The organism is Citrobacter sp. VF227, assembly GCF_052950715.1.
Map to the genome: position 1 here is coordinate 69,171 of NZ_JBRFVF010000006.1, position 26,558 is coordinate 95,728.

Annotated in this window: 25 protein-coding genes; 13 read left to right on the forward strand and 12 right to left on the reverse strand. The window is 48.3% G+C overall.

All coding sequences use genetic code 11. The features are described 5' to 3' along the window. Positions 1 to 16 precede the first annotated feature (16 nt). From exuR to ACU8YC_RS18100, 10 genes are all read left to right on the forward strand, one after another. On the forward strand, positions 17 to 793 hold the full coding sequence (exuR, locus tag ACU8YC_RS18055; protein WP_003024817.1) for a transcriptional regulator ExuR: 777 nt from the start codon (positions 17 to 19) through the stop codon (positions 791 to 793). Positions 794 to 1,141: 348 nt separating this feature from the next. After that, positions 1,142 to 1,804, forward strand: a complete 663-nt coding sequence (yqjA, locus tag ACU8YC_RS18060; protein ID WP_151217816.1) for a DedA family general envelope maintenance protein YqjA — start codon at positions 1,142 to 1,144, stop codon at positions 1,802 to 1,804. An 18-nt stretch (positions 1,805 to 1,822) separates the two neighbouring features. Further along, positions 1,823 to 2,191 (forward strand): EnvZ/OmpR regulon moderator MzrA, encoded by a 369-nt coding sequence (gene mzrA, locus ACU8YC_RS18065; protein WP_187253354.1) that lies wholly within the window; start codon positions 1,823 to 1,825, stop codon positions 2,189 to 2,191. A gap of 148 nt (positions 2,192 to 2,339) precedes the next feature. Further along, positions 2,340 to 2,708 (forward strand): DUF1090 domain-containing protein, encoded by a 369-nt coding sequence (locus ACU8YC_RS18070; protein ID WP_187253301.1) that lies wholly within the window; start codon positions 2,340 to 2,342, stop codon positions 2,706 to 2,708. A gap of 33 nt (positions 2,709 to 2,741) precedes the next feature. Further along, on the forward strand, positions 2,742 to 3,047 hold the full coding sequence (locus ACU8YC_RS18075; RefSeq protein ID WP_151217818.1) for a DUF883 family protein: 306 nt from the start codon (positions 2,742 to 2,744) through the stop codon (positions 3,045 to 3,047). Positions 3,048 to 3,049: 2 nt separating this feature from the next. Then, positions 3,050 to 3,445, forward strand: coding sequence for a phage holin family protein (locus tag ACU8YC_RS18080; RefSeq protein WP_151217819.1), 396 nt, complete (start codon positions 3,050 to 3,052; stop codon positions 3,443 to 3,445). Next, positions 3,445 to 3,744 (forward strand): YqjK-like family protein, encoded by a 300-nt coding sequence (locus tag ACU8YC_RS18085; protein WP_151217820.1) that lies wholly within the window; start codon positions 3,445 to 3,447, stop codon positions 3,742 to 3,744. Before ACU8YC_RS18080 ends, ACU8YC_RS18085 begins: the two co-directional genes overlap by 1 nt. A gap of 175 nt (positions 3,745 to 3,919) precedes the next feature. Beyond that, on the forward strand, positions 3,920 to 4,312 hold the full coding sequence (locus ACU8YC_RS18090) for a DoxX family protein (protein ID WP_005131473.1): 393 nt from the start codon (positions 3,920 to 3,922) through the stop codon (positions 4,310 to 4,312). A gap of 72 nt (positions 4,313 to 4,384) precedes the next feature. Beyond that, positions 4,385 to 5,371 (forward strand): glutathionyl-hydroquinone reductase YqjG, encoded by a 987-nt coding sequence (yqjG, locus tag ACU8YC_RS18095; protein ID WP_187259057.1) that lies wholly within the window; start codon positions 4,385 to 4,387, stop codon positions 5,369 to 5,371. Between the two features lie 124 nt (positions 5,372 to 5,495). Then, positions 5,496 to 5,861, forward strand: a complete 366-nt coding sequence (locus tag ACU8YC_RS18100; protein ID WP_003024853.1) for a DUF805 domain-containing protein — start codon at positions 5,496 to 5,498, stop codon at positions 5,859 to 5,861. A 37-nt stretch (positions 5,862 to 5,898) separates the two neighbouring features. Here the strand turns inward: ACU8YC_RS18100 and yhaJ are convergent, their stop codons facing one another. Further along, positions 5,899 to 6,795: a DNA-binding transcriptional regulator YhaJ gene (gene yhaJ / locus ACU8YC_RS18105; protein WP_003024855.1), complete on the reverse strand. Its 897-nt coding sequence runs from the start codon at positions 6,793 to 6,795 to the stop codon at positions 5,899 to 5,901. 104 nt (positions 6,796 to 6,899) lie between these two features. Between yhaJ and ACU8YC_RS18110 the strand changes: the two genes are divergently transcribed. Then, entirely contained in the window at positions 6,900 to 7,601 is a 702-nt protein-coding gene (locus ACU8YC_RS18110) for a pirin family protein (protein ID WP_151224390.1), read from the forward strand. Between the two features lie 26 nt (positions 7,602 to 7,627). Continuing rightward, complete coding sequence (locus ACU8YC_RS18115; RefSeq protein WP_151217824.1) at positions 7,628 to 7,777, forward strand: hypothetical protein; 150 nt, start codon at positions 7,628 to 7,630, stop codon at positions 7,775 to 7,777. A 54-nt stretch (positions 7,778 to 7,831) separates the two neighbouring features. Here the strand turns inward: ACU8YC_RS18115 and ACU8YC_RS18120 are convergent, their stop codons facing one another. The 9 genes from ACU8YC_RS18120 to tdcA all read right to left on the reverse strand — a co-directional run bounded on the left by ACU8YC_RS18120 (position 7,832) and on the right by tdcA (position 19,586). Continuing rightward, the gene (locus ACU8YC_RS18120; RefSeq protein ID WP_151224391.1) at positions 7,832 to 9,142 is read right to left on the reverse strand and encodes an L-cysteine desulfidase family protein; all 1,311 of its coding nucleotides are present in this window, start codon (positions 9,140 to 9,142) and stop codon (positions 7,832 to 7,834) included. A 24-nt stretch (positions 9,143 to 9,166) separates the two neighbouring features. Then, positions 9,167 to 10,498, reverse strand: coding sequence for a hypothetical protein (locus ACU8YC_RS18125; RefSeq protein ID WP_446895623.1), 1,332 nt, complete (start codon positions 10,496 to 10,498; stop codon positions 9,167 to 9,169). A gap of 283 nt (positions 10,499 to 10,781) precedes the next feature. After that, positions 10,782 to 12,146, reverse strand: coding sequence for an L-serine ammonia-lyase (gene tdcG / locus ACU8YC_RS18130; RefSeq protein WP_151217827.1), 1,365 nt, complete (start codon positions 12,144 to 12,146; stop codon positions 10,782 to 10,784). An 87-nt stretch (positions 12,147 to 12,233) separates the two neighbouring features. Further along, on the reverse strand, positions 12,234 to 12,629 hold the full coding sequence (locus ACU8YC_RS18135) for an enamine/imine deaminase (protein WP_003828585.1): 396 nt from the start codon (positions 12,627 to 12,629) through the stop codon (positions 12,234 to 12,236). A gap of 13 nt (positions 12,630 to 12,642) precedes the next feature. Next, the gene (pflB, locus tag ACU8YC_RS18140; RefSeq protein ID WP_446895624.1) at positions 12,643 to 14,937 is read right to left on the reverse strand and encodes a formate C-acetyltransferase; all 2,295 of its coding nucleotides are present in this window, start codon (positions 14,935 to 14,937) and stop codon (positions 12,643 to 12,645) included. A gap of 28 nt (positions 14,938 to 14,965) precedes the next feature. Next, positions 14,966 to 16,174, reverse strand: a complete 1,209-nt coding sequence (gene tdcD / locus ACU8YC_RS18145; RefSeq protein WP_187253308.1) for a propionate kinase — start codon at positions 16,172 to 16,174, stop codon at positions 14,966 to 14,968. A gap of 31 nt (positions 16,175 to 16,205) precedes the next feature. Continuing rightward, complete coding sequence (gene tdcC / locus ACU8YC_RS18150; protein WP_005131699.1) at positions 16,206 to 17,537, reverse strand: threonine/serine transporter TdcC; 1,332 nt, start codon at positions 17,535 to 17,537, stop codon at positions 16,206 to 16,208. A gap of 22 nt (positions 17,538 to 17,559) precedes the next feature. Further along, positions 17,560 to 18,549: a bifunctional threonine ammonia-lyase/L-serine ammonia-lyase TdcB gene (gene tdcB, locus ACU8YC_RS18155; protein WP_187253309.1), complete on the reverse strand. Its 990-nt coding sequence runs from the start codon at positions 18,547 to 18,549 to the stop codon at positions 17,560 to 17,562. Positions 18,550 to 18,647: 98 nt separating this feature from the next. Further along, a complete protein-coding gene (gene tdcA / locus ACU8YC_RS18160) occupies positions 18,648 to 19,586 on the reverse strand; it encodes a transcriptional regulator TdcA (RefSeq protein ID WP_151224393.1) in 939 nt (312 codons plus the stop codon). A 1,379-nt stretch (positions 19,587 to 20,965) separates the two neighbouring features. Here tdcA and ACU8YC_RS18165 point away from each other — a divergent pair. Then, a complete protein-coding gene (locus tag ACU8YC_RS18165) occupies positions 20,966 to 22,174 on the forward strand; it encodes a type II restriction endonuclease (protein ID WP_047351815.1) in 1,209 nt (402 codons plus the stop codon). Positions 22,175 to 22,208: 34 nt separating this feature from the next. Here the strand turns inward: ACU8YC_RS18165 and ACU8YC_RS18170 are convergent, their stop codons facing one another. Both ACU8YC_RS18170 and ACU8YC_RS18175 read right to left on the reverse strand, forming a co-directional pair. Continuing rightward, the gene (locus ACU8YC_RS18170) at positions 22,209 to 23,633 is read right to left on the reverse strand and encodes a DNA cytosine methyltransferase (RefSeq protein ID WP_446895625.1); all 1,425 of its coding nucleotides are present in this window, start codon (positions 23,631 to 23,633) and stop codon (positions 22,209 to 22,211) included. A gap of 714 nt (positions 23,634 to 24,347) precedes the next feature. Further along, positions 24,348 to 26,528 carry an AAA family ATPase gene (locus ACU8YC_RS18175; RefSeq protein WP_446895626.1) on the reverse strand — a complete coding sequence of 727 codons (2,181 nt, stop codon included), beginning with the start codon at positions 26,526 to 26,528 and terminating at the stop codon, positions 24,348 to 24,350. Between the last annotated feature and the right edge of the window lie 30 nt (positions 26,529 to 26,558).

The window sequence follows — 26,558 nt, forward strand, 5'->3', positions numbered from 1 at the left end:
CATGCCTGGAGCGCATATGGAAATCACTGAACCACGACGTTTGTACCAACAACTTGCCGCTGATCTGAAAGAACGCATTGAGCAGGGCGTCTATCTGGTGGGTGAAAAGCTCCCCGCCGAGCGCTTTATCGCCGATGAAAAAAATGTCAGCCGTACCGTGGTTCGTGAAGCGATTATCATGCTCGAAGTTGAGGGCTATGTAGAAGTGCGCAAAGGTTCCGGCATTCATGTCATTTCAAATCAGGCGCGTCACCAGCAGGCCACCGACGAATCACTTGAATTCGCCAATTATGGTCCTTTCGAGCTGCTTCAGGCTCGTCAGTTGATTGAAAGCAATATCGCTGAATTTGCTGCTACACAGGTTACCAAGCAAGACATCATGAAACTGATGGACATTCAGGAACATGCGCGGAATGAAAAATGCTTTCGCGATTCCGAGTGGGATCTGCAGTTTCATATTCAGGTCGCGCTAGCCACGCAGAACTCTGCGCTGGCCGCCATCGTAGAAAAAATGTGGACCCAGCGTAGCCACAACCCGTACTGGAAAAAACTGCACGAGCATATCGACGCACGTACCGTCGATAACTGGTGCGATGATCATGACCAAATTCTCAAAGCGCTGATCCGTAAAGATCCGAACGCGGCAAAACTGGCCATGTGGCAACACCTGGAGAATACCAAAATCATGTTGTTCAACGAGACCAGCGATGACTTTGAGTTCAACGCTGACCGTTATCTTTTTGCGGAAAATCCTGTCGTTCACCTCGATACTGCAGTTAACAGCGCTAAATAAGCAATCTTTTCGATCCAGGCGCAACAAAGCGCCTGTTTCTCATGCTTAGTAAGCATTAGGTATAAAGTGTCAGCCTGTGTAAATCCTCTCGCCTCCCTCCATTGCGATAAGCAAAATCACAGTTCAACAACCGTAATTTCTATAACGGACAACGTTGACCTTTGTTACAATTAGTTGTTATTTGAATTTTTGTGTTTGAGAGCTTGCTTACTTCACAACTTTACAGGGAATAGTTCAGGCCGTGAATTTGTGTCAGACCGCGATCCATGTAAAAAACACCAATAAAATTGCGGCGTTACAAACTCCAGAAAACCGGCATGACGACAACCGATTCTCCAGGAATATTGAATGGAACTACTGACTCAATTACTGAATGCTTTATGGGCTCAGGATTTTGAAACGCTGGCCAATCCTTCCATGATTGGCTTGCTCTATTTCGTACTATTTACCATTTTGTTTCTGGAAAACGGACTGCTGCCCGCGGCCTTTTTACCTGGCGACAGTCTACTGGTGCTGGTCGGCGTACTTATCGCCAAAGGCGCGATGGGTTTCCCGCAAACGATATTGCTACTTACCACCGCGGCTAGCCTGGGTTGTTGGCTCAGCTATATCCAGGGGCGATGGCTGGGGAATACCCGCACCGTACAAAACTGGCTATCTCATCTGCCTGCGCATTACCATCAGCGCGCGCATCATCTGTTCCATAAGCATGGCTTGTCTGCGCTGCTGGTCGGTCGCTTCATTGCGTTTGTCAGAACATTACTACCGACCATCGCAGGATTGTCCGGCCTGAACAATGCGCGCTTTCAGTTCTTTAACTGGATGAGCGGACTGCTTTGGGTTCTGATTCTTACAACGCTTGGCTATTTGCTGGGCAAAACACCGGTATTTCTCAAGTATGAAGATCAGCTGATGTCTTGCCTGATGCTGCTTCCCGTTGTGCTACTGGTGTTTGGTCTGGCAGGTTCACTGGTTGTTCTTTGGAAGAAGAAATACGGGAACCGAGGGTAAATTATGCTGAAATCACGCATAACGCTCCGACGACTTGCCTGGTCCACCACCTTTATGCTGTTTATCGGCGCGCTGCTCCTGACCTTGTCGGTCATCCGCCAGCAGGAGTCAACGCTTGCCATTCGTGCTGTAAACCAGGGAGCCAGCATGCCTGATGGCTTCTCTATCTGGCATCACCTGGACGCCAACGGCATTCGCTTTAAAAGTATAACTCCGCAAAATGACGCGCTGCTGATCACCTTTGATTCCAGCGCGCAGAGCGCAGCAGCAAAAGTCGTGCTGGACCGAACGTTACCGCACGGTTTCGTTATTGCTCAGCAGGATGATGATAATCAGGCGGTGCAGTGGTTATCTCGCTTACGTGATACCCCACACCGCTTTGGTTAATCTCCAGGAATCTGAATTAGATCACTCACTTTGGTGATTTCATCGTTTAGCGCCTATGATTAATAAACTGGGTTAATGACTCAACGCTTTATTATTCTGGAGCACCGACCATAAGCCACAAGGTCGAATCACAATGGAAGGTTCAAGAATGAAATACCGCATCGCTTTAGCAATTAGCCTTTTCGCTCTCAGTGCCGGCAGTTACGCATCCACCCTCTGTCAGGAAAAAGAACAGGATATCCAGCGTGAGATTAGCTATGCCGAAAAGCACAATAATCAGAGCCGCATCAATGGGCTGAACAAAGCGCTGAGCGAAGTTAGGGCCAACTGTACTGACAGTAAACTGCGCGCCGACCATCAGAAAAAAATCGCAGAACAGAAAAATGAGATAACCGAGCGCCAACGTGATTTGGCCGAGGCGAAGCAAAAAGGCGATGCGGATAAAATCGCAAAGCGCGAGCATAAGCTTGCTGAAGCTCAGAAAGAGCTGAAAGAACTCGAGACTCGCGATTACTAAGTACGGTAACTAGCCACTCAACTGGAGAAAACTATGTCGAAAGATAATGCTACGGAAAACCTGCGCGCTGAGCTGAAATCTCTTGCGGATACGCTTGAAGAAGTACTTAGCTCCTCTGGCGATAAGTCGAAGGAAGAGATAAGTAAAATTCGCAGCAAAGCCGAACACGCGCTGCGCGAGAGTCGCCATCGCCTGAGCGAAACCAGCGATGTGATTGCCAAACAGACCCGTGAGGCTGCGGCAAAAGCAGATAACTATGTGCGCGAAAACCCATGGACAGGCGTCGGCATTGGCGCTGCAGTCGGTGTGGTCCTTGGTGTACTGCTGTCGCGCCGCTAACAATGGCAGACTCTCAACACGCACAAGGTCCAGGCAAAGGCGTACTGGGTATTGGACAGCGGATCCTGACGATTCTCGTTGAGATCGTAGAGACGCGGCTGCGGCTGGCCGTCGTTGAGCTGGAAGAGGAAAAAGCCAATCTCATCCAGATCCTGCTGATGCTTGGGCTGACCATGCTGTTCGCGGCGTTTGGACTGATGAGTCTGATGGTGCTTATCATCTGGGCCATCGATCCTCAATATCGCCTGAACGCCATGATTGCCACTACCGTTGTGCTGTTGCTTTTAGCGTTTATCGGCGGGCTATGGACGTTGCGAAAAGCGCGTAAAACAACGCTGCTACGCCATACGCGTAATGAACTCGCTAACGACAGGAAGGCCCTGGAGGATGAGGCATAATGAGCAGTAAAGTCGAACGTCTACAACGTAAGGCGCAACTGCTTGGACAGATCCAGCAGCAACGGCTGGATCTGTCTGCCGCTCGTCGCGACTGGCTGGAGGCAACCGAAGTCTACGATCGCGGCTGGAAAACGCTGTTGAACCTGCGCGGATGGGTGATAGTCGGGAGCAGTATTATGGCGGTTCGCACCATCCGTAATCCTAACCTGCTGGTACGCTGGGCTAAACGCGGCTTTAGCGTCTGGAGCATCTGGCGTCTGGTGAAATCGACCATCAGACAGCAGCAGTTGCGCGGCTGACCCTCTCGTCTCCCACCTAACCTCAAATTTTTTGAAGATTTCTGACAGTTTTCCTTGCTAACAATTGTCATTAGCCGCGTTTATGATTCTCTCCATCGACAGCAACGACGCACTCTGCGGCGTCGTTGCACAAAAAAACACAATAAGCCGCCTGAGTGGTTTCCTGGAGAGTATGATGAAGAAATTAGAAGATGTTGGTGTACTGGTAGCGCGCATTCTGATGCCTATCCTGTTTATTACCGCAGGTTGGGGAAAAATCACCGGATATGCGGGTACCCAACAGTACATGGAAGCCATGGGCGTCCCAGGATTTATGCTGCCGCTGGTTATTCTGCTTGAGTTTGGCGGCGGTCTGGCAATTCTGTTCGGTTTCCTGACTCGTACTACCGCGCTGTTCACCGCAGGCTTCACGCTGCTAACGGCGTTCCTTTTCCACAGCAACTTTGCTGAAGGTATGAACTCTCTGATGTTTATGAAAAACCTGACCATCGCAGGCGGCTTCCTGCTGCTGGCTATCACCGGTCCGGGCGCATTCAGTATTGACCGTGTACTGAATAAAAAGTGGTAAGCGAGCTATACTGAACACATCAAAAAGCGAGGAGATATCTCCTCGCTTTTGCTATCTGAGGAGACGAAAATCATGGGACAACTGATTGACGGCGTCTGGCACGACACCTGGTATGACACCAAATCAACTGGGGGGAAATTTCAACGCTCTGCATCGGCTTTCCGTAACTGGCTCACCGCGGATGGCGCTCCGGGTCCAACTGGTGAAGGTGGCTTCGCCGCCGAAAAAGACCGCTATCATCTGTACGTTTCTTTGGCCTGCCCGTGGGCGCATCGCACGCTGATTTTGCGTAAACTTAAAGGGCTGGAACCGTTTATTTCCGTTTCCGTTGTGCATCCGTTAATGCTGGAAAACGGCTGGACCTTTGACGACAACTTCCCGGCGGCAACTGGCGATACCCTGTATCAGCACGAATTTCTTTATCAGCTGTATTTACACGCCGATCCACACTACAGCGGTCGGGTGACCGTTCCGGTATTGTGGGACAAAAAGAACCACACCATTGTCAGTAACGAATCCGCAGAAATCATCCGCATGTTTAACACTGCGTTTGATGCGCAGGGTGCGAAAGCCGGGGATTACTATCCACCAACTCTGCAAAGTAAAATCGACGAGCTGAACGGCTGGATCTATGACAACGTCAATAACGGTGTATATAAAGCCGGATTTGCCACCAGCCAGGAAGCCTACGATGAGGCTGTGGAAAAAGTCTTTCAATCGCTTGCACGACTGGAGCAGATCCTGGGTCAGCATCGCTACCTGACCGGCGACCAGTTAACTGAGGCCGATATTCGCCTGTGGACCACGCTGGTACGCTTTGATCCGGTCTATGTGACCCACTTCAAGTGCGACAAACACCGTATCAGTGACTACCTGAATCTGTACGGTTTTCTGCGCGATATCTACCAGATGCCGGGTATTGCAGATACCGTCAACTTTGACCACATCCGTCATCACTACTTCCGTAGCCACAAAACAATCAACCCGACCGGTATTATTTCAATCGGCCCGTGGCAGGACCTCGACGAACCTCATGGGCGTGACGAGCGTTTCGCCTGATTTACACTGGCCTCCGTTTGGGGCCAAATAATTAATACTACAAACATTTACCAGCATTCCATTCGCAGCTATTCTTAATTTGATTGCTTTAAAAACAAGTAATTGAACGCAGAACGAGGCAAAAATGGATTGGTATTTAAACGTATTAAAGAACTACTTTGGGTTTGGTGGCCGCGCGCGTCGTAAAGAATACTGGATGTTTGTGCTGGTCAACATCATCTTCACGTTCGTGCTGGGCATTCTGGACAGAATGCTTGGCTGGGAACGCGCCGGAGGAGAAGGCATATTAACAACGATTTATGGGGTTCTGGTCTTTATTCCGTGGTGGGCGGTACAGTTCCGGCGTTTACATGACACCGATCGTTCAGCCTGGTGGCTACTGGTGCTATTGATCCCGATCGTCGGCTGGTTGGTCATCATTATTTTCAACTGTCAAAACGGCACTCCGGGGAGCAACCGCTTCGGCGCTGACCCCAAACAGCTGTCCTGAATTCAAATACGCCCCTTCCGTTGAAGGGGCGTATTTCTTATTTACCCGCGAATAGTTTCGGGATTTCCCGCAGACACCAGGATTTCGCCTCGCCCATGCTGTCCCGGCGCCAGGCCATAATAATATCAATTTCACTTGTCGATTCCGGGCTTACTACCCGCAGCCGACCTGCCGCAATGTCCTCTTCTACCAGCGGATACGGCATTGTCGCCACGCCAAGGCCGGCCAATAACGCCTGGCGTTTATCTTCTATCGTACTCACCGTCAGACGCGGCTGTTTATCCAGCAATTGGACCGTGAGTACCGGACGTTCACGGGCGGTGTCCGCCACCGCGATCCCGCGGTACTTCACACGGGTGACTTCCGATAACGGTTCTGGCTCCTGATGGATGGGATGATCCGGAGCCGCCACATAGACGTTCATCAGCGAGTATAGCTTGCGCGAATTGATTTCTGAGGATGAGCGAAAATGCATATCCGGCGCAATCACGATATCCGCCCGTCCCTGCTCCAAACGCTCCCATGCTCCGGCCAAGACTTCGGTAATAACGGAAAGCTGGGTATTGGCCTTCCCGGCAAGTCGGTCAATCAGCGGGAAAAACGCCGCTGTCGGCACCAGCGCTTCGGTAACGATGGTCAGATGCGTTTCCCAACCGCGAGCCAGTGCTTCGGCATCGGTGGTCAGTTTATCCGCGGCTTCCAGCAGTACGCGTCCACGCTCCAGCAGCATACGCCCGACGTTAGTGAACTTTGTGCGATGGCCTGAACGGTCAAACAGCACCACGTCCAGCTCTTCCTCCAGTTTCTGCATGGTATAGCTGAGCGCGGAAGGCACGCGCCCTAGTTCGTCTGCCGCTGCGGCAAAGCTGCCGCGCCTGTCTATTGCGTCCATGACGCGTAACGCTTCAAGCGTTAAAGCCCTTTCTTTGGCCATCTCGTTCTCATTCAGGAAATTTGAACATACCGGGCAGAATATCTGGCTAACAATGCATCGTCTAGCCATTTAACATAAAAGGAAGTAAAGAGAGGTCAATAACTATGATTACTACCCGTACAGCCAAACAATGCGGGCAAGCAGACTACGGCTGGCTGCAGGCTCGTTATACCTTCTCCTTTGGACACTATTTTGATCCTAAACTGCTGGGTTATGCCTCGCTGCGTGTTCTGAACCAGGAAGTTCTGGCACCGGGGGCCTCTTTCCAGCCACGTACCTATCCGAAGGTGGATATCGTCAATCTGATTCTCGAAGGGGAAGCGGAGTATCGCGATAGCGAAGGCAACCATATCCAGGCCAAAGCGGGAGAGGTTTTACTTCTCGCGACACAGCCGGGGATCAGCTATAGCGAACACAATATCAGCAAGGATAAATCGTTAACCCGAATGCAGCTGTGGCTGGACGCCTGCCCGCAGCGCGAAAATGCCTGCGTACAGAAAGCCACGCTGAGTGCCGGTAAGCATCAATTGCTGGCCTCGCCGGACGGTGAACAAGGCAGCCTGCACCTGCGCCAACAGGTATGGGTACACCACGTTGAACTGCAACAAGGTGAATCGCTGAGTTTTCAGTTACATGGGCCACGGGCTTACTTACAGTCGATCCACGGCAGATTCCATGCGGTGACCGCTGGCGCAGAAAAGGAAGCACTTACCTGCGGCGATGGCGCATTTATTCGTGACGAAACTAACATAACGTTAGTCGCCGATACCTCGCTGCGCGCTTTGCTGATAGATTTGCCCGTATAGTCAGAGAAAACAACGGAGTACGACTGTTGAGTAAGAAAACATCAAAAAAACGCCAGCCGCAGGTTGCGCCGGAAAAACGAGAAACAGTTCCCTTCGGCTATGAAGAAATGCTGACAGAGCTGGAAGCAATTGTGGCCGATGCTGAGCTACGGCTGGAAGACGAAGAAGCCGCCTGAAAAGGCGGCTTTGACTTATGCCGGATGACGACTCCACGTTACCCGGCCTGGAGATTAATGTGCCTTACTGGCCATGATCTCAATGATCTGTTTGTCGGTTTCCTGCATCGAACGACATGCCAGCGCACACAAGTTAGTGATAGATTGCTCGACGTTATGCGCCACAATCCCCTCGTTGCCGGTTACTGCAGTATCATCCAACGCCATCAGCACCGCTTTCCACGCCGCAGATGCGCTGGTTGAAACTTTCATCGCGCAGCTGTTTGAAGCGCCATCGCAAATCATGCCGCTCACGTCACCAATCATGCTGCTGATCGCCATCGCGATGGTGTTGTAGCGGCCATCCACGATCCATGCCATCCCTGCCGCAGCGCCCATCGCCGCCGTGGTTGCCGCGCACAGCGCAGACAAACGCGGAAGCTGATGATGGATGTAAATAGCGCTCAGGTGAGACAGCATCAGCGCACGCGCCAGTTTCTCCTCATCCGCGCCAAAGTGTTCAGCTACCACCATCACCGGGACGGTGGCGGTAATCCCCTGATTACCGGAACCGGAGTTGCTCATGGCTGGCAGCGTCGCCCCGCCCATTCGCGCATCCGATGCCGCACTGGTGCGGATCAGAATAGAGGTAGAAAGATCGTTCGCCAACAGGCCACGCGCGCACTGCTTCTCAAGCGTGGTTCCGATGTGCAAGCCCCAGTTACCGCGCAGCCCTTCCTGAGACAGCGCACCATTCAGTTTTGCCGCATCAAGAATAAAGCGGATTGACTCAAACGGTACCGCATTTACGAACGCCAGAATCTCTTCCAGCGAGGTGTGAGAAAGTACCGCCAGCGGTGACTCCTGCTCCTCTTCCTGCGCGTTCTGTTCTGTGGTGAACACCACGCCTTTATTGGTCTCGATATGCACAATGTTGGTATGCCCACCAACAATCGTCACGCACGCCCATCCTTCAGCGCTGTAAACCTTCGCGCGGGAAAAGAGGATATCCTCGCAAGGCTCCTGCAGCATCACCGCAACCTTGCCATCGCTCAACATCGCTTTCGCATCAGCGATCGCTTGTGGCGACGCATCTTTCAGTACCTCTAAACCGGCACGGGCATTTCCCCCCAGCGCACCCAGCGCCGCCGCGACAGGTAACCCGACCATTCCGGTACCCGGCACGGTAACGCCCATGCCATTTTTCATCAGGTTCGGTGAGACCCACGCATCAATACGTTCAACCGCACCGTCCAGCTCAGAGGATGCGACCGCTGCCGCCAGCGCCAGAGAGATAGGTTCCGTACAACCCAGCGCAGGCTTAACCTCCTCCTGCACCGCGCGGATAAAACTATCCCATAATGGATTCAATGTAGTCTCAAACATAACAACAACCTTTGCTCAGATAACTCAGGAAAATGCCAGGAACGGAGAAACGCACAGCAGCAGGCCCGTGATAATAATCAGATACAGGGAAGCGCCTTTGTACTTGTGCAGTGCAGGAACTTTGTAGACCAGCCAGGCCGGGATCAGACAACCCACCATGCCGAAGATAGGGCTACAAATAGAGGTGAAGCTCAGCACCGGCGCATTGAGCACAATTGCGCTCCAGGCCAGCAGGATGGCGAAAACCATAATGCCGCGCTGAACCAGAGTTTCTTTGATTTTCTCAGCTGGCATGTAGCGGCGCAGCACGTTCATTACGATCCCCTGAGTCGCTTCACGGAAACCTAAGTAGACGCCGAAGAAAGCGGTCATAACGGCAAAGATGTTCAGAACAACGCTGACGATTTTCACCCAGCCGGCACCCGCGCCGTTGATAAACTGCGCGGCAATCGCCAGAGCGGAAATGTTCTGCTCGTAGGCTTTAACCGCTTCGTCATGGCCCATCGCCAGCGTGAAGGAAACAGCGTAGAAAAAGACGGTAACAAACAGAATACCGAACGCGATATTCATCGCTCGCAGGGCTTTATGGCGCGCCACTTCAATGGATTTATTGCGCGAACGATACGAGATAACCATCGGGCTTAAGGTCTGAATAAACAGAATCGAGGTCAGCGTAAACGGCAGCGTGATGATCGCGTTTTTGATCAGTAGCGCCATCGGCGGCAGTGAACCTGCGTTATGCAGATGCCACATCCCTACCATTGACACGCCAAGCGCTGCCACTACCAGCAGCTTGGTCAGCACCATGCCGGTAGAGATTTTAAACAGCATTTGTTCACCACGTGACGAGATGGCCACCAGGATGCAAATCAGCACCAGGCCATAGAACGGGCTATCGGACAGTAAACCTTCAGTAACGCCAAAAGTGTGCAGGTAAGAGGCGCTATCGTTGGTGATCGCGGTGGAATAAACAAACATCCAGATAACCAGCATCACAAAATACAACGCACCTAACAGAATGCCCCAGTTTTTACCCAGGTAGCCGCTGATCACACTCGGGTAGTCTTTACATTCCGGGGACTCAGCCAGCGTATTGATAAACAACCGCTGGAACAGATACATGGCTGGATAGCCAATAACGGAGGAGAGCAAAAACACCCACAGCCCCATCAGCCCGACCTGGACAGGAAGAAAAACAATCCCCGCACCAATCGCCATACCGATACTCATAATGACCCAGCCAGTGTCCGTGCTGTCGAATTTAATGGCTTCACGCCATTCGCTTTCGGTCATTCCCGCCCGACGCGCCGGGGCAGATGCGTCGAGTATTACGCTGTTATTCGTTGCCGTTTCCATAAAAATCTCGCTCAAAATGTAGGGTAAGGTTTTATTATTTTTCCGTTCTGCATCAATGCGATACGCGGAACGAGTCGTGCAGGCGAGTTCGTTAGAATGGAGAAATCATACGCCGAGGGTCAGAGAAAAACTTCACAAACATACCCCTTTATTTCACAATGTTTAATAAAATTTTTCTTATTTATATTTATAAAATGGAACTATTTTCTCTTTTTGAGGCGGATCACAACAAAAAAAAGGGCACACTCAAGTGCGCCCAAAGGAGAAATAAACACAAATTCAGTTAACTGCAAACCACCTTGATCGCCAGCCCACCGCGTGAAGTTTCACGGTATTTGTCATTCATATCTTTGCCCGTTTCATACATCGTCTCGATCACTTTATCGAGCGAAACGCGTGGTTCTGATGTCCGACGTAGCGCCATACGCGCGGCGTTGACGGCTTTAACCGCATTGATCGCATTACGTTCAATGCATGGGATCTGCACCTGCCCAGCCACCGGATCGCAGGTCAGCCCCAGGTTATGCTCCATAGCAATTTCCGCCGCAATACACACCTGGGACGGGCTACCGCCAAGCAACTCTGTCAGCCCGGCAGCCGCCATTGAACAAGCGACACCAATCTCACCCTGGCAACCGACTTCTGCACCCGAAATCGAGGCGTTCATCTTATACAGCGCACCTATCGCCCCCGCGGCCAGCAAGTAGCGGGCAATGGAATTTGCATTTACCGGACGGCGGAATTTGTCGTAATAGGCCAATACGGCGGGAATAATTCCACATGCACCGTTGGTCGGCGCCGTCACAACCCGGCACCCGGCGGCGTTTTCTTCGCTCACGGCCAGCGCGAACATGTTGATCCAGTCAATGACGTTCATCGGGTCGCTGGACAGGTTGTCGCTGGAAACCAGCAACCGACGTAATGCCACGGCGCGGCGCGGTACATTAAGCGGGCCCGGCAGAACGCCTTCGGTATTCATGCCGCGCTCAATCCCCGCATGCATGACGTCCCAAATGGCAGCAAAGCCAGCATCGATTTCTTCTTTGCTGCGCATCGCCAGTTCGTTTTGCATCATCAGGCCGGAAACAGACAGCCCGTTGCGCTCACACAGTTTCAGCAGTTCGCTGGCGGAATGAAAATTGTAGGGCACGTGTGCTTCAACATCATGCGCCTGACCAAATTGCTCCTCTTCAACGATAAAACCACCGCCGACGGAGTAATAGGTTTTCCTTAACAACGTCTCGGTGCCGTTCCACGCGGTGAGACGCATACCATTTTCATGGCGCGGCAGCGTTTCGGCATGAAAGAGAATATTTTCATCTGGAGAGAAATCGACAACATGCGCGCCCTCTGCCACCGGTAACCGTCCGGTACGGGCCACTTCCTGAGTAAAACCAGCGATTGAATCTATATTCACATTTTGCGGACTGTTACCGGCCAGCCCCATCATGATGGCGATATCTGTCGCATGACCTTTTCCGGTCAGAGAGAGTGATCCGTAAAGATCGACCACAATATGCGTAGCCTTGGGGAGTTCCCCGCTGCTGACCAACAGATCGATAAAACTTTTACCTGCATTCATTGGCCCCACGGTATGGGAGCTGGAAGGTCCAATGCCAATTTTGAAAATATCGAATGCGCTAATCATATCCACACCCTCGGATTGCCGTTCAGTGAAGACCAGGTTTCACACTCATTAAGGATCGGGGCGATCCTGAGATCGCCCCGCAAGGGATTACAGCGTGTCGCCACGTACAGCGATAGCTTCAATCTCCAGCTTCACATCCTTCGGTAAGCGAGCGACCTGCACGCAGCTGCGCGTGGGATAGATAGCCTTGTGCTCATCAAAGAACTGCTGGTACACCTGGTTAATGGTGGCGAAGTCATTCAGGTCGGAAACGAAAACGGTCGTCTTCACGATATCGCTCACTTTCAACCCTGCAGACTCGACGATCGCTTTCACGTTTTCCAGGCTTTGACGGGCCTGATCGGCCACGTTTTCAGCCACTTCACCGGTCTGGGGACATACCGGAATTTGACCTGACGTCAACACCATGCTGCCCAGATCCACACCCTGTACGTAAGGCCCGATGGCCCCTGGCGCACATTCGGTTGCAATAACTTTTCTCATAGTCCCTCCGGCGTCAAAGCGCCTGGGTGAAAGTACGTGAAATAACATCCTGCTGCTGTTCACGGGTCAGCGCGTTGAAGCGTACCGCATAGCCAGACACGCGGATCGTCAGGTTTGGATAGTTTTCCGGGTGCTCGATGGCATCCATCAACATTTCACGGTTCATGACGTTCACGTTCAGATGCTGTCCGCCTTCCACATGCGCTTCATGGTGGAAGTAACCGTCCAGCAGACCGACCAGGTTGGTTTTACGCACCCCGTCCTCTTTGCCCAGCGCGGCCGGCACAATCGAGAAGGTGTACGAGATACCGTCTTTGGCATAGGTAAACGGCAGTTTGGCAACAGACGTTAACGACGCAACCGCACCTTTACGATCGCGGCCATGCATCGGGTTCGCCCCTGGCGCAAACGGCGTACCTGCGCGACGTCCGTCCGGCGTGTTACCGGTTTTCTGGCCGTACACCACGTTGGAGGTGATGGTCAGAATGGACTGCGTCGGCACCGCGTTACGGTAGGTTGGCAACACCTTAATTTTCTTCATAAAGCGCTCGACCAGGTCGCAGGCAATGCTGTCCACGCGCTCGTCGTTGTTACCGTATTGCGGATAGTCGCCTTCGATTTCGAAATCAATTGCCAGACCGTTCTCATCGCGAATCGGTTTCACGCGGGCGTATTTGATAGCCGACAGGGAATCCGCCGCCACAGACAGGCCCGCCATACCGCAGGCCATCGTGCGATAGACATCACGATCGTGCAGCGCCATCAGCGATGCTTCGTAGCTGTACTTGTCGTGCATGTAGTGGATGATGTTCAGCGCACTGATGTACTGCACGGCCAGCCAGTCCATAAAGTGGTCCAGACTCTCCATCACCGTGTCGTAGTCCAGCACGTCATCCATCAGCGGTACCGTTTTCGGCCCGACCTGGATTTTCAGTTTCTCATCCACACCGCCGTTGATTGCGTACAGCAACGTTTTGGCGAGGTTGGCACGCGCCCCGAAGAACTGCATTTGCTTGCCGATAACCATCGGGCTGACGCAGCAGGCAATGGCATAGTCATCGCTGTCAAAGTCGGCACGCATCAAATCGTCGTTTTCGTACTGTAAAGACGAGGTGATGATAGACACCTGGGCGGCGTATTTTTTGAAGGCGATCGGCAGCGCTTCGGACCACAACACCGTCAGGTTCGGCTCAGGTGCCGGGCCCATGGTGTGCAGCGTATGCAGATAGCGGAACGAGTTTTTCGTCACCAGCGTACGACCATCCAGCCCCATACCACCGATGACTTCGGTCGCCCAGATAGGGTCGCCAGAGAACAGGGTGTCGAATTCCGGCGTACGCAGGAAGCGCACCATACGGATCTTCATAATGAAGTGGTCGATCAGCTCCTGCGCCTGCTGCTCGTTTAAAACTCCCGCTTTGAAGTCGCGCTCAATGTAGATGTCGAGGAACGAAGCGGTACGGCCCAGCGACATCGCGCCGCCGTTCTGCGATTTCACCGCAGCCAGGTAAGCAAAGTAGACCCACTGCACCGCTTCCTGCGCATTACGCGCCGGACGAGAGATATCGCAGCCATACTTCGCTGCCATTTCCTGCATTTGCAGCAGGGCGCGACGGTGTTCAGACAGCTCTTCACGCAGGCGAATCGTGGCTTCAAGATTCTGGCCCCACTCCAGGTTCGACTGAAGATCGGCAAACTGCAGTTCACGCTCGCGCACCAGGTAGCGGATACCGTACAGCGCCACGCGGCGATAGTCACCGATGATACGACCACGGCCATAGCCGTCCGGCAGACCGGTCAGCACGCCGGATTTACGACAACGCAGCATATCCGGAGAGTAGGCGTCGAATACGCCCTGATTATGGGTTTTACGCAGTTCAGTAAACTGGTATTCAAAATCAGCATCCATCTCACGGCCATAAGCATCAAAAGAGCTTTTGATCATGTTGATGCCGCCAAACGGATGCAGAGCACGCTTGAGCGGCTTATCCGTTTGCAAACCGACGATTTTTTCCAGTTCCTGTTCAATATAACCCGCATCATGTGCGGTAATCGTGGTGGCAATATTGGTATCGAAATCTACCGGCGCATGCGTCGAGTTTTCAATACGGATGCCCGCCATAACTTTTTCCCACAATGCCGTGGTTGCAGGCGTGGCTTCGGCGAGGAAAGATTCATCCCCTTCATAAGGTGTGTAGTTGTGCTGAATAAAATCACGGACATTAATTTCTTCTTTCCAGTCCGTACCTTTAAAGCCATTCCAGGCTTCGGCATACAGCATATCGCTGGTATCGATATTTACCTTCATGAAAAATAATCTCTCTGCTGAAAATTAATTATGCAAATGCTACTGAGGTATTAATTTTGCCTAACGCAATGGCATCACGTGCAATCATTTTCTCTTCATTTGTGGGAATAACCGCACAAATAACACGAGCATCTTTATTTGAGATAATTCTTTCGCCATGTGAATTTGGCAAACTATTCATTTCGCTGTCGATATTCACACCTAAAACAGCAAGGTGTTCAATAACCAAGCGACGAATTAATACCGAGTTTTCACCTATTCCACCGGTAAAAATAATCCCATCAAGACGATGCAGCGATGCGGCATGTCCGGCGATATGACGTGCGATACGATGCACAAACGTTTTAATTGCCAATTGCGCACGCTCATGTCCCTCGTGCCAGGCTTTTTCTAACGTACGTAAGTCAGAAGACAAACCAGAAATACCCAGTAAACCGGACTCTTTATTCACTACGCGCTCAAGGTCGCTCAGCGTCTGGTTGGTTTCGCTTGCAATCCACGCCATCGCGCCGAAATCGACGTCGCCGCTGCGTGTCCCCATCATCAGCCCTTCCAGCGGCGTCATGCCCATTGAGGTATCAACGCTCTGCCCATTACGCACCGCACAGATTGACGCACCGTTCCCCAGGTGAGCCACAACCAGCCCCGAGTCATCACTCTGCAGGTCGAGAAGGTCATGCGCTTGCTGAGAAACATAGCGATGCGACGTGCCGTGGAAGCCGTAACGACGAACGCCCAACTCTTCGAAATATTTCCACGGTAAACCGTACAAATAGGCCTCAGGAGCCATCGTCTGGTGGAAGCTGGTATCAAATACCGCAACCTGCTGCCGGCCAGGGAAAAGATGCTGAGCAGATTCAATCCCGCTCAGGTTCGCATAATTATGTAAAGGAGCTAAAGGCGATACCCGGCGGATATTTTCTATAACTTCATCAGTAATAATGGCTGATTCGGTAAAGATATTTCCGCCGTGGGCAATGCGGTGGCCAATTAAGGCCACGCTGTCCATTAAATTACGTTTCTCAAGTTCAACAGCAATGGCTTTTAATGCGTCTTCGTAGCTGTGGTGAGCCAGCTTAGCTGGCTCTCCTCCATTAATTGCTATGAACGCATTTTCAGAGTTAATACCGTCTGCAATTCCCGCCAGTAAAACTTCACAGTTTGCTGCATCCAGCACTGAGAATTTAATGGAGGATGAACCACAGTTAATAACCAATACTACCGGAAACTCATTCATTTCACTACTCCGCTCATCCTGAGCTTATGGATTAAAACAGTTTGTAGACAATGTTCAGGATGGTCAGCAGACCAATCGCGGTAACAAACACGTTATCCAGACGGCCACGGTATTTCGCCAGTGACGGCGCTTTACGGATGGCATACATCGGCAGCAGGCAGAGCAGTGAGGCGATAATCGGCGCGCCCATTGCTTCAATCAGGTCCAGGATGTTCGGGTTGGCGTAAGCCACAACCCAGGTGGAGCCCATGATGAAGATCATGCTGATGGTGTTCAGTTTGCCGACGGAAACTTTCGTTTTATCGCCTTTATAACCAAACTTCAGCACCAGACCATTCAGACCTTCCAGCGTACCCAGGTAGTGCCCGAAGAACGATTTGAAGATAGCAACCAGGGCGATGATAGAAGCACCGTACTCCAGAACGGTCGCGAAGGTGGACTTCGTACCGGACAGTGACGCGAAGTGGTTCGCCAGGTAAGACAGTACCGGAATGTTCTGTGCTTTCGCATCCGCCATATTCGCCGGAGACAGCGTAAACAGGCAGCTAAAGGCGAAGAACATAACTACGGCAACCATCAGCATACTGGCGCGGGAGATGATTTTGGAACATTTCTGCTCGGTGAATTCACGACCGAAATCTTTCTCATACTCTTCACGTTTAGACACCACGAAGGAAGAAACGATAGGTGAGAAGTTGAAAGAGAACACCATGATGGAAATACCCAGCCACACGGTAACCAGAATGCCGTCGTGCCCGGTCAGTGCGATATTGCTGAGGTCAACCTGATCGATAACCGCAGAGTTCCAGTAAGGAATCAGTGACAGAGAGATAAGCACCAGGCTGGCGATAAACGGCCATACCAGGTAGCTCATCACTTTAACCATCAGATCCTTACCAAACCAGATGACGAATGCCATCAACAACAGCAGGAACAGAGCTACAAAGCCACGGTTTAACGCTGGCATCTGCAACTGGTTTTCCCAGAAGGTCATAAAGGTGTTGGTAATGGTGACGCCATAAATCCACAGCAGCGGACAAATCGCAAAGAAGTAGAGGAACGTGATAACCACCCCGCCCGTTTTACCAAAGTGCTCTTCAACCGTTTCTGTGATGTTGCCGGAAGGGTTAGAACCGGAAAGACACAGGCGCGCCAGCGCACGGTGGCAATAGAAGGCGATGGGGTATGCCAGCACCAGCATGATCAAAATGGGGATCAGTCCGCCAAAACCTGCGCGGATAGGGAAGAACAGCACCCCGGCGCCGATGGCTGTACCAAATAAACCCAGTGTCCAGGTGGTGTCCGATTTGCGCCAGGACGACTGTTTTGTCTGGCTGGATACAATGCTATCAGTAGTACTCATATCCTATCCTCAACGAAGTATATTAAGCGTCAACTAAACCAGTAATTTGAGATACACGAGAAAGGTCGATATTACCGCCAGAAATAATGCTAACTGTTTTTCTGTTCTGGATATAGCTATCTAATTTCCCGCTTAATAATGCTGCGCATGCCAGCGCGCCGGCACCTTCAGTCACAACTTTATTTCGCTGAATTAATGCCACCATGCTGTTGCGAATTTCATCTTCGCTGACCAGGACAATGTCATCCACCAACTCACGAACTATTTCATACGTTAAAGTACCCGGGCGGGAAACATCACAACCATCCGCCAGGGTGCCGGTCGTTCGGTGCGTGGTTATTTCTCCAGCGTGGAAGGAAGCCGCCATGCCGTGAACGTTTTCAGCCTGTACACCTATAATTTTAATGGTCGGGTTAATTGACTTAATTGCCACTGCAATACCCGCAATCAGTCCGCCGCCGCCAATTGGAACAATTACGTTATCGACATCGTACAAATCTTCCAGAATTTCCAGACCAATAGTGCCCTGACCGGCAATCACTTTCGGGTCATCATAGGGTGGAATAAAAATACGGCCTTCCGTTTCCACAATCTCGCTAACCTTCGCGATGGTGTCGTTGAAGTTGTCGCCATGCAGTACCACTTCTGCGGAATAATCGCAGGTTGCCGCCACTTTAGACTTCGGCGCGCCTTTTGGCATCACCACTTTGCCATCGATACCGAGCATAGCGCAGGAGAGAGAAACCCCTTGCGCATGGTTACCTGCAGAGCAAGCCACCACGCCCTTCATTCTTTCTGCTTCTGTTAATGAACTGAGCTTGTTAAAAGCGCCACGGATTTTAAATGAACCGGTACGCTGCATGTTTTCAAACTTGAGGAATATTTCCCCTTTGCAACGTTCACTAAAATAGTTAGAGCGAGGCATTCCCGTTTTATATATTTTCCCCGCCAGTCTTTTTTTCGCTTCGAGGATATCTTCAATTGCAACTGGGAGATCGTATGTAATGTGCATTAGAACCTCTTACTAGGGTATTAAAGTAAATAGATAGCCGTGACCATTGTCAGATATAGACAGATGGCGATTATTTCGTGTTAAAACAAATTCAATCTTTAATCAACTTCAATTAATTGCCTTCGTCTTCGACAATTATATGATGAATATTCTTTGGCTAATTCCACCAAAATAGATGCTGCTTTTTTAATTCGATAATTTTTCGACCACACGGCGGCATAACGCGCGACGGGTAACGTCTCTTCTACCGGGATAGTAATAAACTGGTTTGAGCCAAATGGTGTGGTCATATCACAGGGAATTACTGTTAAGAAATCAGCATTGAGAACAAGATTATAAATGGTGACGACGGAGTCGGTATTAACGATGTTTTCACTGCTGATGCCATTATTTTGTAACGTAGTTAGAAGTTCGCTGTAGTACCCCATATTCGTTTGTGGCAACACCCACTGTTCGTTTTTCAACGCGCTCAGCGAGGTGATGCCGGTGCATGTTCGGGACTTGCTGGCGACCAGGATGAAGTCTGACTCAAAGAGCGGCTCAACATGTAGATCGTGCAGTTTCATCTCATCACTTAGCGTACCGATGGCGAAGTCCAGACGCCCGTCACGAATCGCAGGTAAAAACGAGGAGAGCTGAGCTTCATACATGGAAACCTGCGCTTTCGGGAACACCTCTTTGAATTTTTTAATCATGCCGGACATGATGGTGAACGCAATCAGTGACGGAAAGCCAAACGACACATCAACGACTGCATTGCTCGTCATGCTGTTCATCTCATCAACCATGTTTTTCATTTCACGGGTAATGGATTCAGACCACGAGAGCATTACCTGACCAGCCTGAGTTAATGTCACGCCTGTATTTTTACGTACGACCAGCTCAATACCGAAATAAGCCTCTACATCATTTATGATTTTGCTGACAGCCGGTTGAGTTAAACCTAATTCTTTTGCAGCCGAGCCGATAGAACCGCTTCTGATGACTTCCTGAAAGACCACTAAGTGCTGTGTTTTAGGGAGCGTAATAGTATTCATATCGACCTGTGCTAATTACTTTGTTGACGGCAGGGAGTGTAGCAAATTAAGCATTCGAGGATATGTGCGACCACTCACAAATCCCCTTGACTTACATTTTGTAAGACTATTATAAAAAATGAAACCACTTATAAATCATATGGATATGAAATATCGATCTCACTTTATTCTGACTTTAATCAAAAAAAGATGGGGGGATAACGATTTTTTATGGCTATAACATCGCCATTTTATCCGTTATTTATAAAAACCAGGAAAGGCTATATTTCAATCAATTACAGAGTATTTATCGGGCAAAATGGCGCTTAAATTTAATAAGTAATTTATCAAATATAATTATATTTTATCGTTTGTGGTGATAAAATAACGCCATGCATCACATTTTCCAGCCTTATTTGTTTGCAAAGAAACATTGTGTTTATTAATTATTAATTAAAAACACACAATAAAACATCACATGCAACATCTCATTAACAGTGATTTTGTGCAATTTATTAGCAAGTAATTTTGTGATGGCGATCGATTGCGTTCGATTATTCTCGATAAAAACGTATCGCACAGCGTTTTGTGCTAACCATCACAAAAAATGAATTATCCCACGAAGCATTCCATAAAATAAAAGAAGCCCGCCGAATAAATAAAGGTCAAATAAAAGATTAGATGAAGGAGAAATAAACGCCTGAACCATGGTGAACCAATCGCAACGCAAAAACCCCGCCGAAGCGGGGTTTTATAAAGAGTGAAGCTGACCGATAAGCCGCGTTCTTTTGAGCATAGCGTCGTGGACAGTCATTCATCTATTCTACCCCCAGAAAGCAAAAACCCCGCCGAAGCGGGGTTTTATAAAGAGTGAAGCTGACCGTTAAGCCGCGTTCTTTTGAGCATAGCGTCGTGGACAGTCATTCATCTATTCTCCCCCCAGAAAGCAAAAACCCCGCCGAAGCGGGGCTTTGGAAAGAGTGAAGCTGACCGTTAAGCCGCGTTCTTTTGAGCATAGCGTCGTGGACAGTCATTCATCTATTCTACCCCCAGAAAGCAAAAACCCCGCCGAAGCGGGGTTTTATAAAGAGTGAAGCTGACCGATAAGTCAGCTTTGTATCCCATGCAATCAAGCACCAGAAGCGGTGGAATGCGGGTTGTAGCCCACAATGTATCCCATTCTGTATCCCATTTGAAGTGTACGATACGCCGATCTGCTTGCAAGGGATCAAATGCCAAGAGCTGGGGATGCATCCATCCTGGGGTGTTCATATGCATTTAGCTCCGTGATAGTCACACCTGCACTTATTCACTTAATTAATCAAGGAAAGTTTGCTGGCTCCCCTTGCGTTTCTGTGGAAAAATTGAGCTTCGAACTTTCAGACAACAGAGGGATGCTTATGTCGGTTTTTCAGGACTGGCTGCTCAGGATAGCTGGTGACAATTACTTTCTCTATATCAAACGATTGTCTGCCAATGATACTGGCGCAACAGGTGGACATCAGGTAGGACTATATATTTCTTCCGACATCGCTGAAAAACTACTTCCTTCCATCAACAATACCCAAGAACTGAACCCGTCTGTTTTTCTTACCGCGCATGTTTCATCACATGAGTATCCGGACAGCGAGGCTCGGGCTATCTATTACAATAATCGTTTTTTTGGCGGGACCCGGAATGAGAGAAGAATCACTCGCTGGGGAAGAGGAAGCCCACTCCAAGATCCTGAAAATACAGGAGCCCTTACGCTTCTGGCCTTCAAGCAGGATGAGCAAGGCGGTGATAGTTCAGAGGTGAACATATGGGTCTGCGTCAATCCTGATGAAGAGAATATTATTGAGTCCGTTATAGGGGAAGTCATCCCTGGGACGCTTTTATTTGGGCCATCCAGTGAAATTCTGGGGGGATTGTCTCTACAACATGTCCCAGTGAATCATAAATACAATATACCTGACGCCTGGAAGCAGCAGTTCCCATCAGGTAGTGAAATTATCCAGTATGCTGGCGGGCACTACGCAAAAAACTCCAATGACCCAGACGAACAGTTGATCGATCGACGCCGTATAGAGTACGACATTTTTCTTCTGGTAGAAGAGTTTCACGTACTGGACATCATTCGTAAGGGGTTTGGCTCAGTCGATGAGTTCATTGCACTGGCAAATTCCGTCAGTAATCGCCGAAAATCAAGAGCGGGAAAGTCACTTGAGCTACATCTTGAACATCTTTTCGTTGAGCATGGTCTACGACACTTTGCCACGCAAGCAGTAACTGAGGGCAATAAAAAACCTGACTTTCTGTTCCCATCTGCTGAGGCTTACCACGATATCGGATATCCCGAAGAAAATCTCCGTATGTTAGCCGTGAAGACAACATGCAAAGACCGTTGGCGTCAGATACTAAACGAGGCGGATAAAATTAGGCAGATACACCTTTTCACTCTACAGGAGGGAGTTTCTCAGGCTCAGCATAGTGAAATGCGAGATGCAGGGGTAAAACTGGTTGTACCATCATCATTACACAGGAAATATCCGGAAGCGGTGAGAGGTGAACTAATGACGCTGGGGGCTTTTATCGCTGAGCTCACAGGGCTTTACGCAGAACTGCCATAAGAAGCTCCCGGCATGTGGAAGCCGGGAGTATCCGTTATGTCTTATCAGGCTTGGCAGAAATAGCCTTGAGAATGTAAGGCTCCAGTAGTCTGGCTACTGCTTCAAAGACAGGGACCACAACGGAATTACCGAACTGACGATATGATTGAGTGTCAGAAACCGGAATCCGGAAAGGCTTGCCGTCTGGCGTTTCAAAGCCCATGAGGCGTGCGCACTCGCGGGGAGTCAGTCTACGTGGGCGGCGAGCTTGGTTTTCAGCATTCGCAAAATCGACTTCACCTACTGCCATATCCCAGCCACGGTCTATCAGAATCTCGGATCCATCTTTATGGTAACGAGCAGAAAGTGTGCGGGCCACGCTTTCTTTATCTTCGGGGTTAACGAGACCAAAACCAAAACCGTTGCCCTTAGCTGCATGCTTTTTAGCATAGTTGTAAAGGTACTCCCAGAGTTTAGGCGTGAGGATATATTTGCTATCAACCACTGGTTCCAGTAGCTCTCCAAAGGATGGACGTTGTTCGGGATAAAATCGACTGACATCGCGGAGGGTAAAGCCATTGTGAATATTCAGGTCGCGACGGAAACCCACCAGAACGATACGTTCACGATGCTGAGGAAGAAAACGCTTACCATCTATGACTTTAGGATCACTTTTCCCCATGTCATTTGCATCGGCAACTTCATAACCCAACTCGTCAAGCGTTTCCATGATGACCTTAAAGGTTTTACCTTTGTCATGGCTTTTCAGGTTTTTGACGTTCTCAAGCACAAAAATGGCTGGTTTTTTTGCCCGGATAATGCGTGCCACATCAAAGAAAAGTGTTCCTTGAGCCTCACACTCAAAACCATGTGCGCGACCCAGCGAATTTTTCTTACTCACTCCCGCAAGGCTGAAGGGCTGGCAAGGGAAGCCAGCCAGAAGCACATCATGGTCTGGAACATGTTCGTCGATGTAGGCATAAGCATCTGTCTCTGATACCTCTGGCTTGTCACTAAGGGTGACTTCTCGGATATCGAGATTAAATGTATGCGCTTGCTCGTCATTAAACCAGTTAGCTTTATAGGTGCGTACCGCTTGTTTATTCCATTCGCTTGTAAAGACACACTGGCCCCCGATCGCTTCGAATCCCTTACGAATCCCGCCAATCCCGGCAAAAAGGTCAACGAAACGAAACGCGTACTCTGGATGATTTGCTGGCGGTTCCGGAAGCATTTTTCGAAGAAGTGCCTCTTCGGCTGAGCTCAATGACTTGGGGGAACATTTATCATTGATCCAGCGGTTAAGCGTTTCCCGGCTCCAATCGTTTTTGCCAACTTTTCTTAAGAGCTCAGCCACATACTTTTGATCATAGATTTCCAGTACCTGCTCAATAAGTTTTCTATCATTTTCCTGTCGCTGCTTTTCTTCTACTTCAACTTTTTCAAGCAGATCCTGCGCCAGTAATTCAAATTCTGACATAACGCCTCCAATGGGTCTTATGAGTGACACTCTATCACTCATTTAACCCAGATGGAAATTTTATCACTGGATATTTAAACAGTATTCTACATGATTTCGGTTAATCCTTAAAAGCAGTTATAAAGGATTCTGAACCCATGAAAAAGAAAGCCTTTTTAGAACAACGTGATAATGACCAACACTGATATGAGTTAAGTGGTTTACCACGCTAATACTTAAGGGGCTAAGCACCGTTCAAAAGAGCCCCGCCTAACGCACCGTGGCATCCCCGCCAAATATCAGGAGGAGATTGTGCATCACCTTTCCAATAATTATATTATTTAGTAATAACAATCAATTAGTTATAACATCATGACATGTTAAGATGGTAATGGTTTCTAACTATAAAAAGATCCTTCAAAAATGATTGAAATGACTTTTTAAGCCATTATAATCAATAGCGTTACCACCCCGGGTGCCTCTTCACCTTACCTGTTACGTGCTTGTACACAGGGTGCAAGGACTAACCAGTGTCTCACTGGGTAGAAAAGGAGAGCCATCATGGGTCCGAAAGTCGTTGATGTATGCAAATACAAACGCTTTCGTTTCGGTCGCTGGGAAGATGTGTGCAAGCACAAACGCTCGTTACCGAATCGCTAAGTGATACACCCGTCGGTGGTAACCTAAGATATTCGAAGGTCGAGATTTAGCTATTCGACCTTCTATAAATTAATTTTATGCTATCGACTCATCTCTCATCATCGCATTAAAATGTGAATCATCACCGGTATCTGTAAATATTCTTTCAAACATCTCTAAATAAACATGAGCGTCGATTGCCCCTATCGTTTGAATATTTTTACCATCAGAGTGTGAGTGTCTATTTATAAATCGATAAAACGAGTTGTATCGTGGTTCCGCATGGGAATCTGCGAGTGACTTTAGCACCTCTTTTAGTCGATCCTTCTTACATGAAAAGCTGAAGTAATATTCAAGAATGTTCCTCATTACATTAGGTAAAATTATAGGATTGACTATTCCATTTTTTGCATCTTTTAGCGTTTGCCACAATGATTGATATTCATTGAGAAGTTCATCTCTTTTAAGTTTGAGGCATTGACTATGCGCGCCTTTAATCACTCGATAAAAAGCCCAGTCTTTTATTATTTTTTTCTCAGAACTGGCAGTTATGACCAACTCCTGGAAGAAAAAGAGGCTGTGTGTCAATATAATAAACTTCTTAGCTATCTCTTTTAATATCAAATCATTGAAAATCATTGATGATATTTCATATATATAATTATGAGAAAGGCTTGATATTGGATCGTCAATGACGATAAATTTATCTTTTATAATATCATCTTTATTTTTGAGGCCCTTGCATTGCTCTATAAAATATAAAAATGAGATTATTGTTTTTTCACCCTCACTTAATGATTTAAAAACACTCTTAGAATTACTTTGACCTTCACGGTGTAATTTATATGTTTCCGATTCATCCTGATGTTTGATCAAAGTAAACCCTGTCATACCGAGAGATACAAGACTATCATTAATCTTATTAATGGTTTCTTCAATATTAATAACTTCACTTGCTTTTAACCTGTTTTCCTCTTGCAACTTTGCATTTTGACTGTTAATGGTTTTAACTTCATCATTAAGCCTATCAACTAAACCATCCATTTCTTTTTCTTGTTCATGATAGCGATTGAGAGATGCTTCGTTAATAAACCTCAAATGGGAAAGAAGGTCTTGCGTCAGAATGACGCGTTCATCATCGTAATTATCAATTTTTTTGTTATGCGCTGCTATTTTTTCATTTATATCACTAACTTGCTTGTAAAGGTTATCAACTACGCCTATATCGCTAATTAAATCCACTAATTCTGATGGTGATGAAAGTTTGTTTACAATAAGCCTCTCATTAGAATCATAATGATTTCTAATGTCACTTATATTCTTAGCCAAAAGACTCTCATCTATTATTTCGCTAAGACCTTCGAAATTCACTAAATAATTATCTATATTACTTTTCCAGGCTGAATAACGTTCTTTTAGAGCCTCGATTTGTAACAATGTTTCGTTATAAGTCTCATCAAATATGCTATCTAACTCTTCTTTTAACCGTTCACTATCTATATGTTGCTGGCAAAATGGACATTGATCTTCAGAAAGATATCGTACACCATTTCTAACCCAATCAGAATTAGATAGTTTTTCAATAACTTTAGATAGATGACTATTGCCAGAACTCAGCAGTGGAGATTTTAATACTCGATGTTCTTCATCAGATAATATTGGTAAAATCAATTTTGGAACAGTAGTATACTTTACCTCTTTGAATTTTTCCAAGTACTTATATCGTCCCTCCAGTTCAATCAACTCATTGCTTTTAACTTTATCGTGTAGATCAATAGCCTCGAAGAGTTTTTGTTTTCTTGACATCCAATTTACGAGACCACTAATTTCCGACTTCCTAATATTTGCCGTTCTGTTCCATATCTCGTCAATTATTTTAGAGAGAACAGTTTCTTTTGATTCTCTTTTTTCTTCAATCTCGGTTTGTTTTAGATTTATTTTCTTATTATTTTTAATTAGCTCTTGATTATTTTCTTCAATTTTTTTTGTTATCTCAGCATTTTCATTATTGAGGGTGAATACACCAGGTTGAGTTTGGCTATTATGAAAAGTTTCATCAATATAATCCTGATTAAAAACAAGAAACTGGACATCCTCCTCTGGTGCCAACCTGCACTTTTCATACTCTGGATTTTTTGGATTGAAGAAGTATCCAGATATCGTAGATTTACCGCTCCCATTTAGCCCATAAATCAAAGTGACCTTAGAACTAAAATCAAATTCTGTATCAATATCCGGGTGGTAGCTTCTAACAGACTTAATAAATAATTTTGTCATTTGTTGTCCTTACATCGTAACAAAAATTAT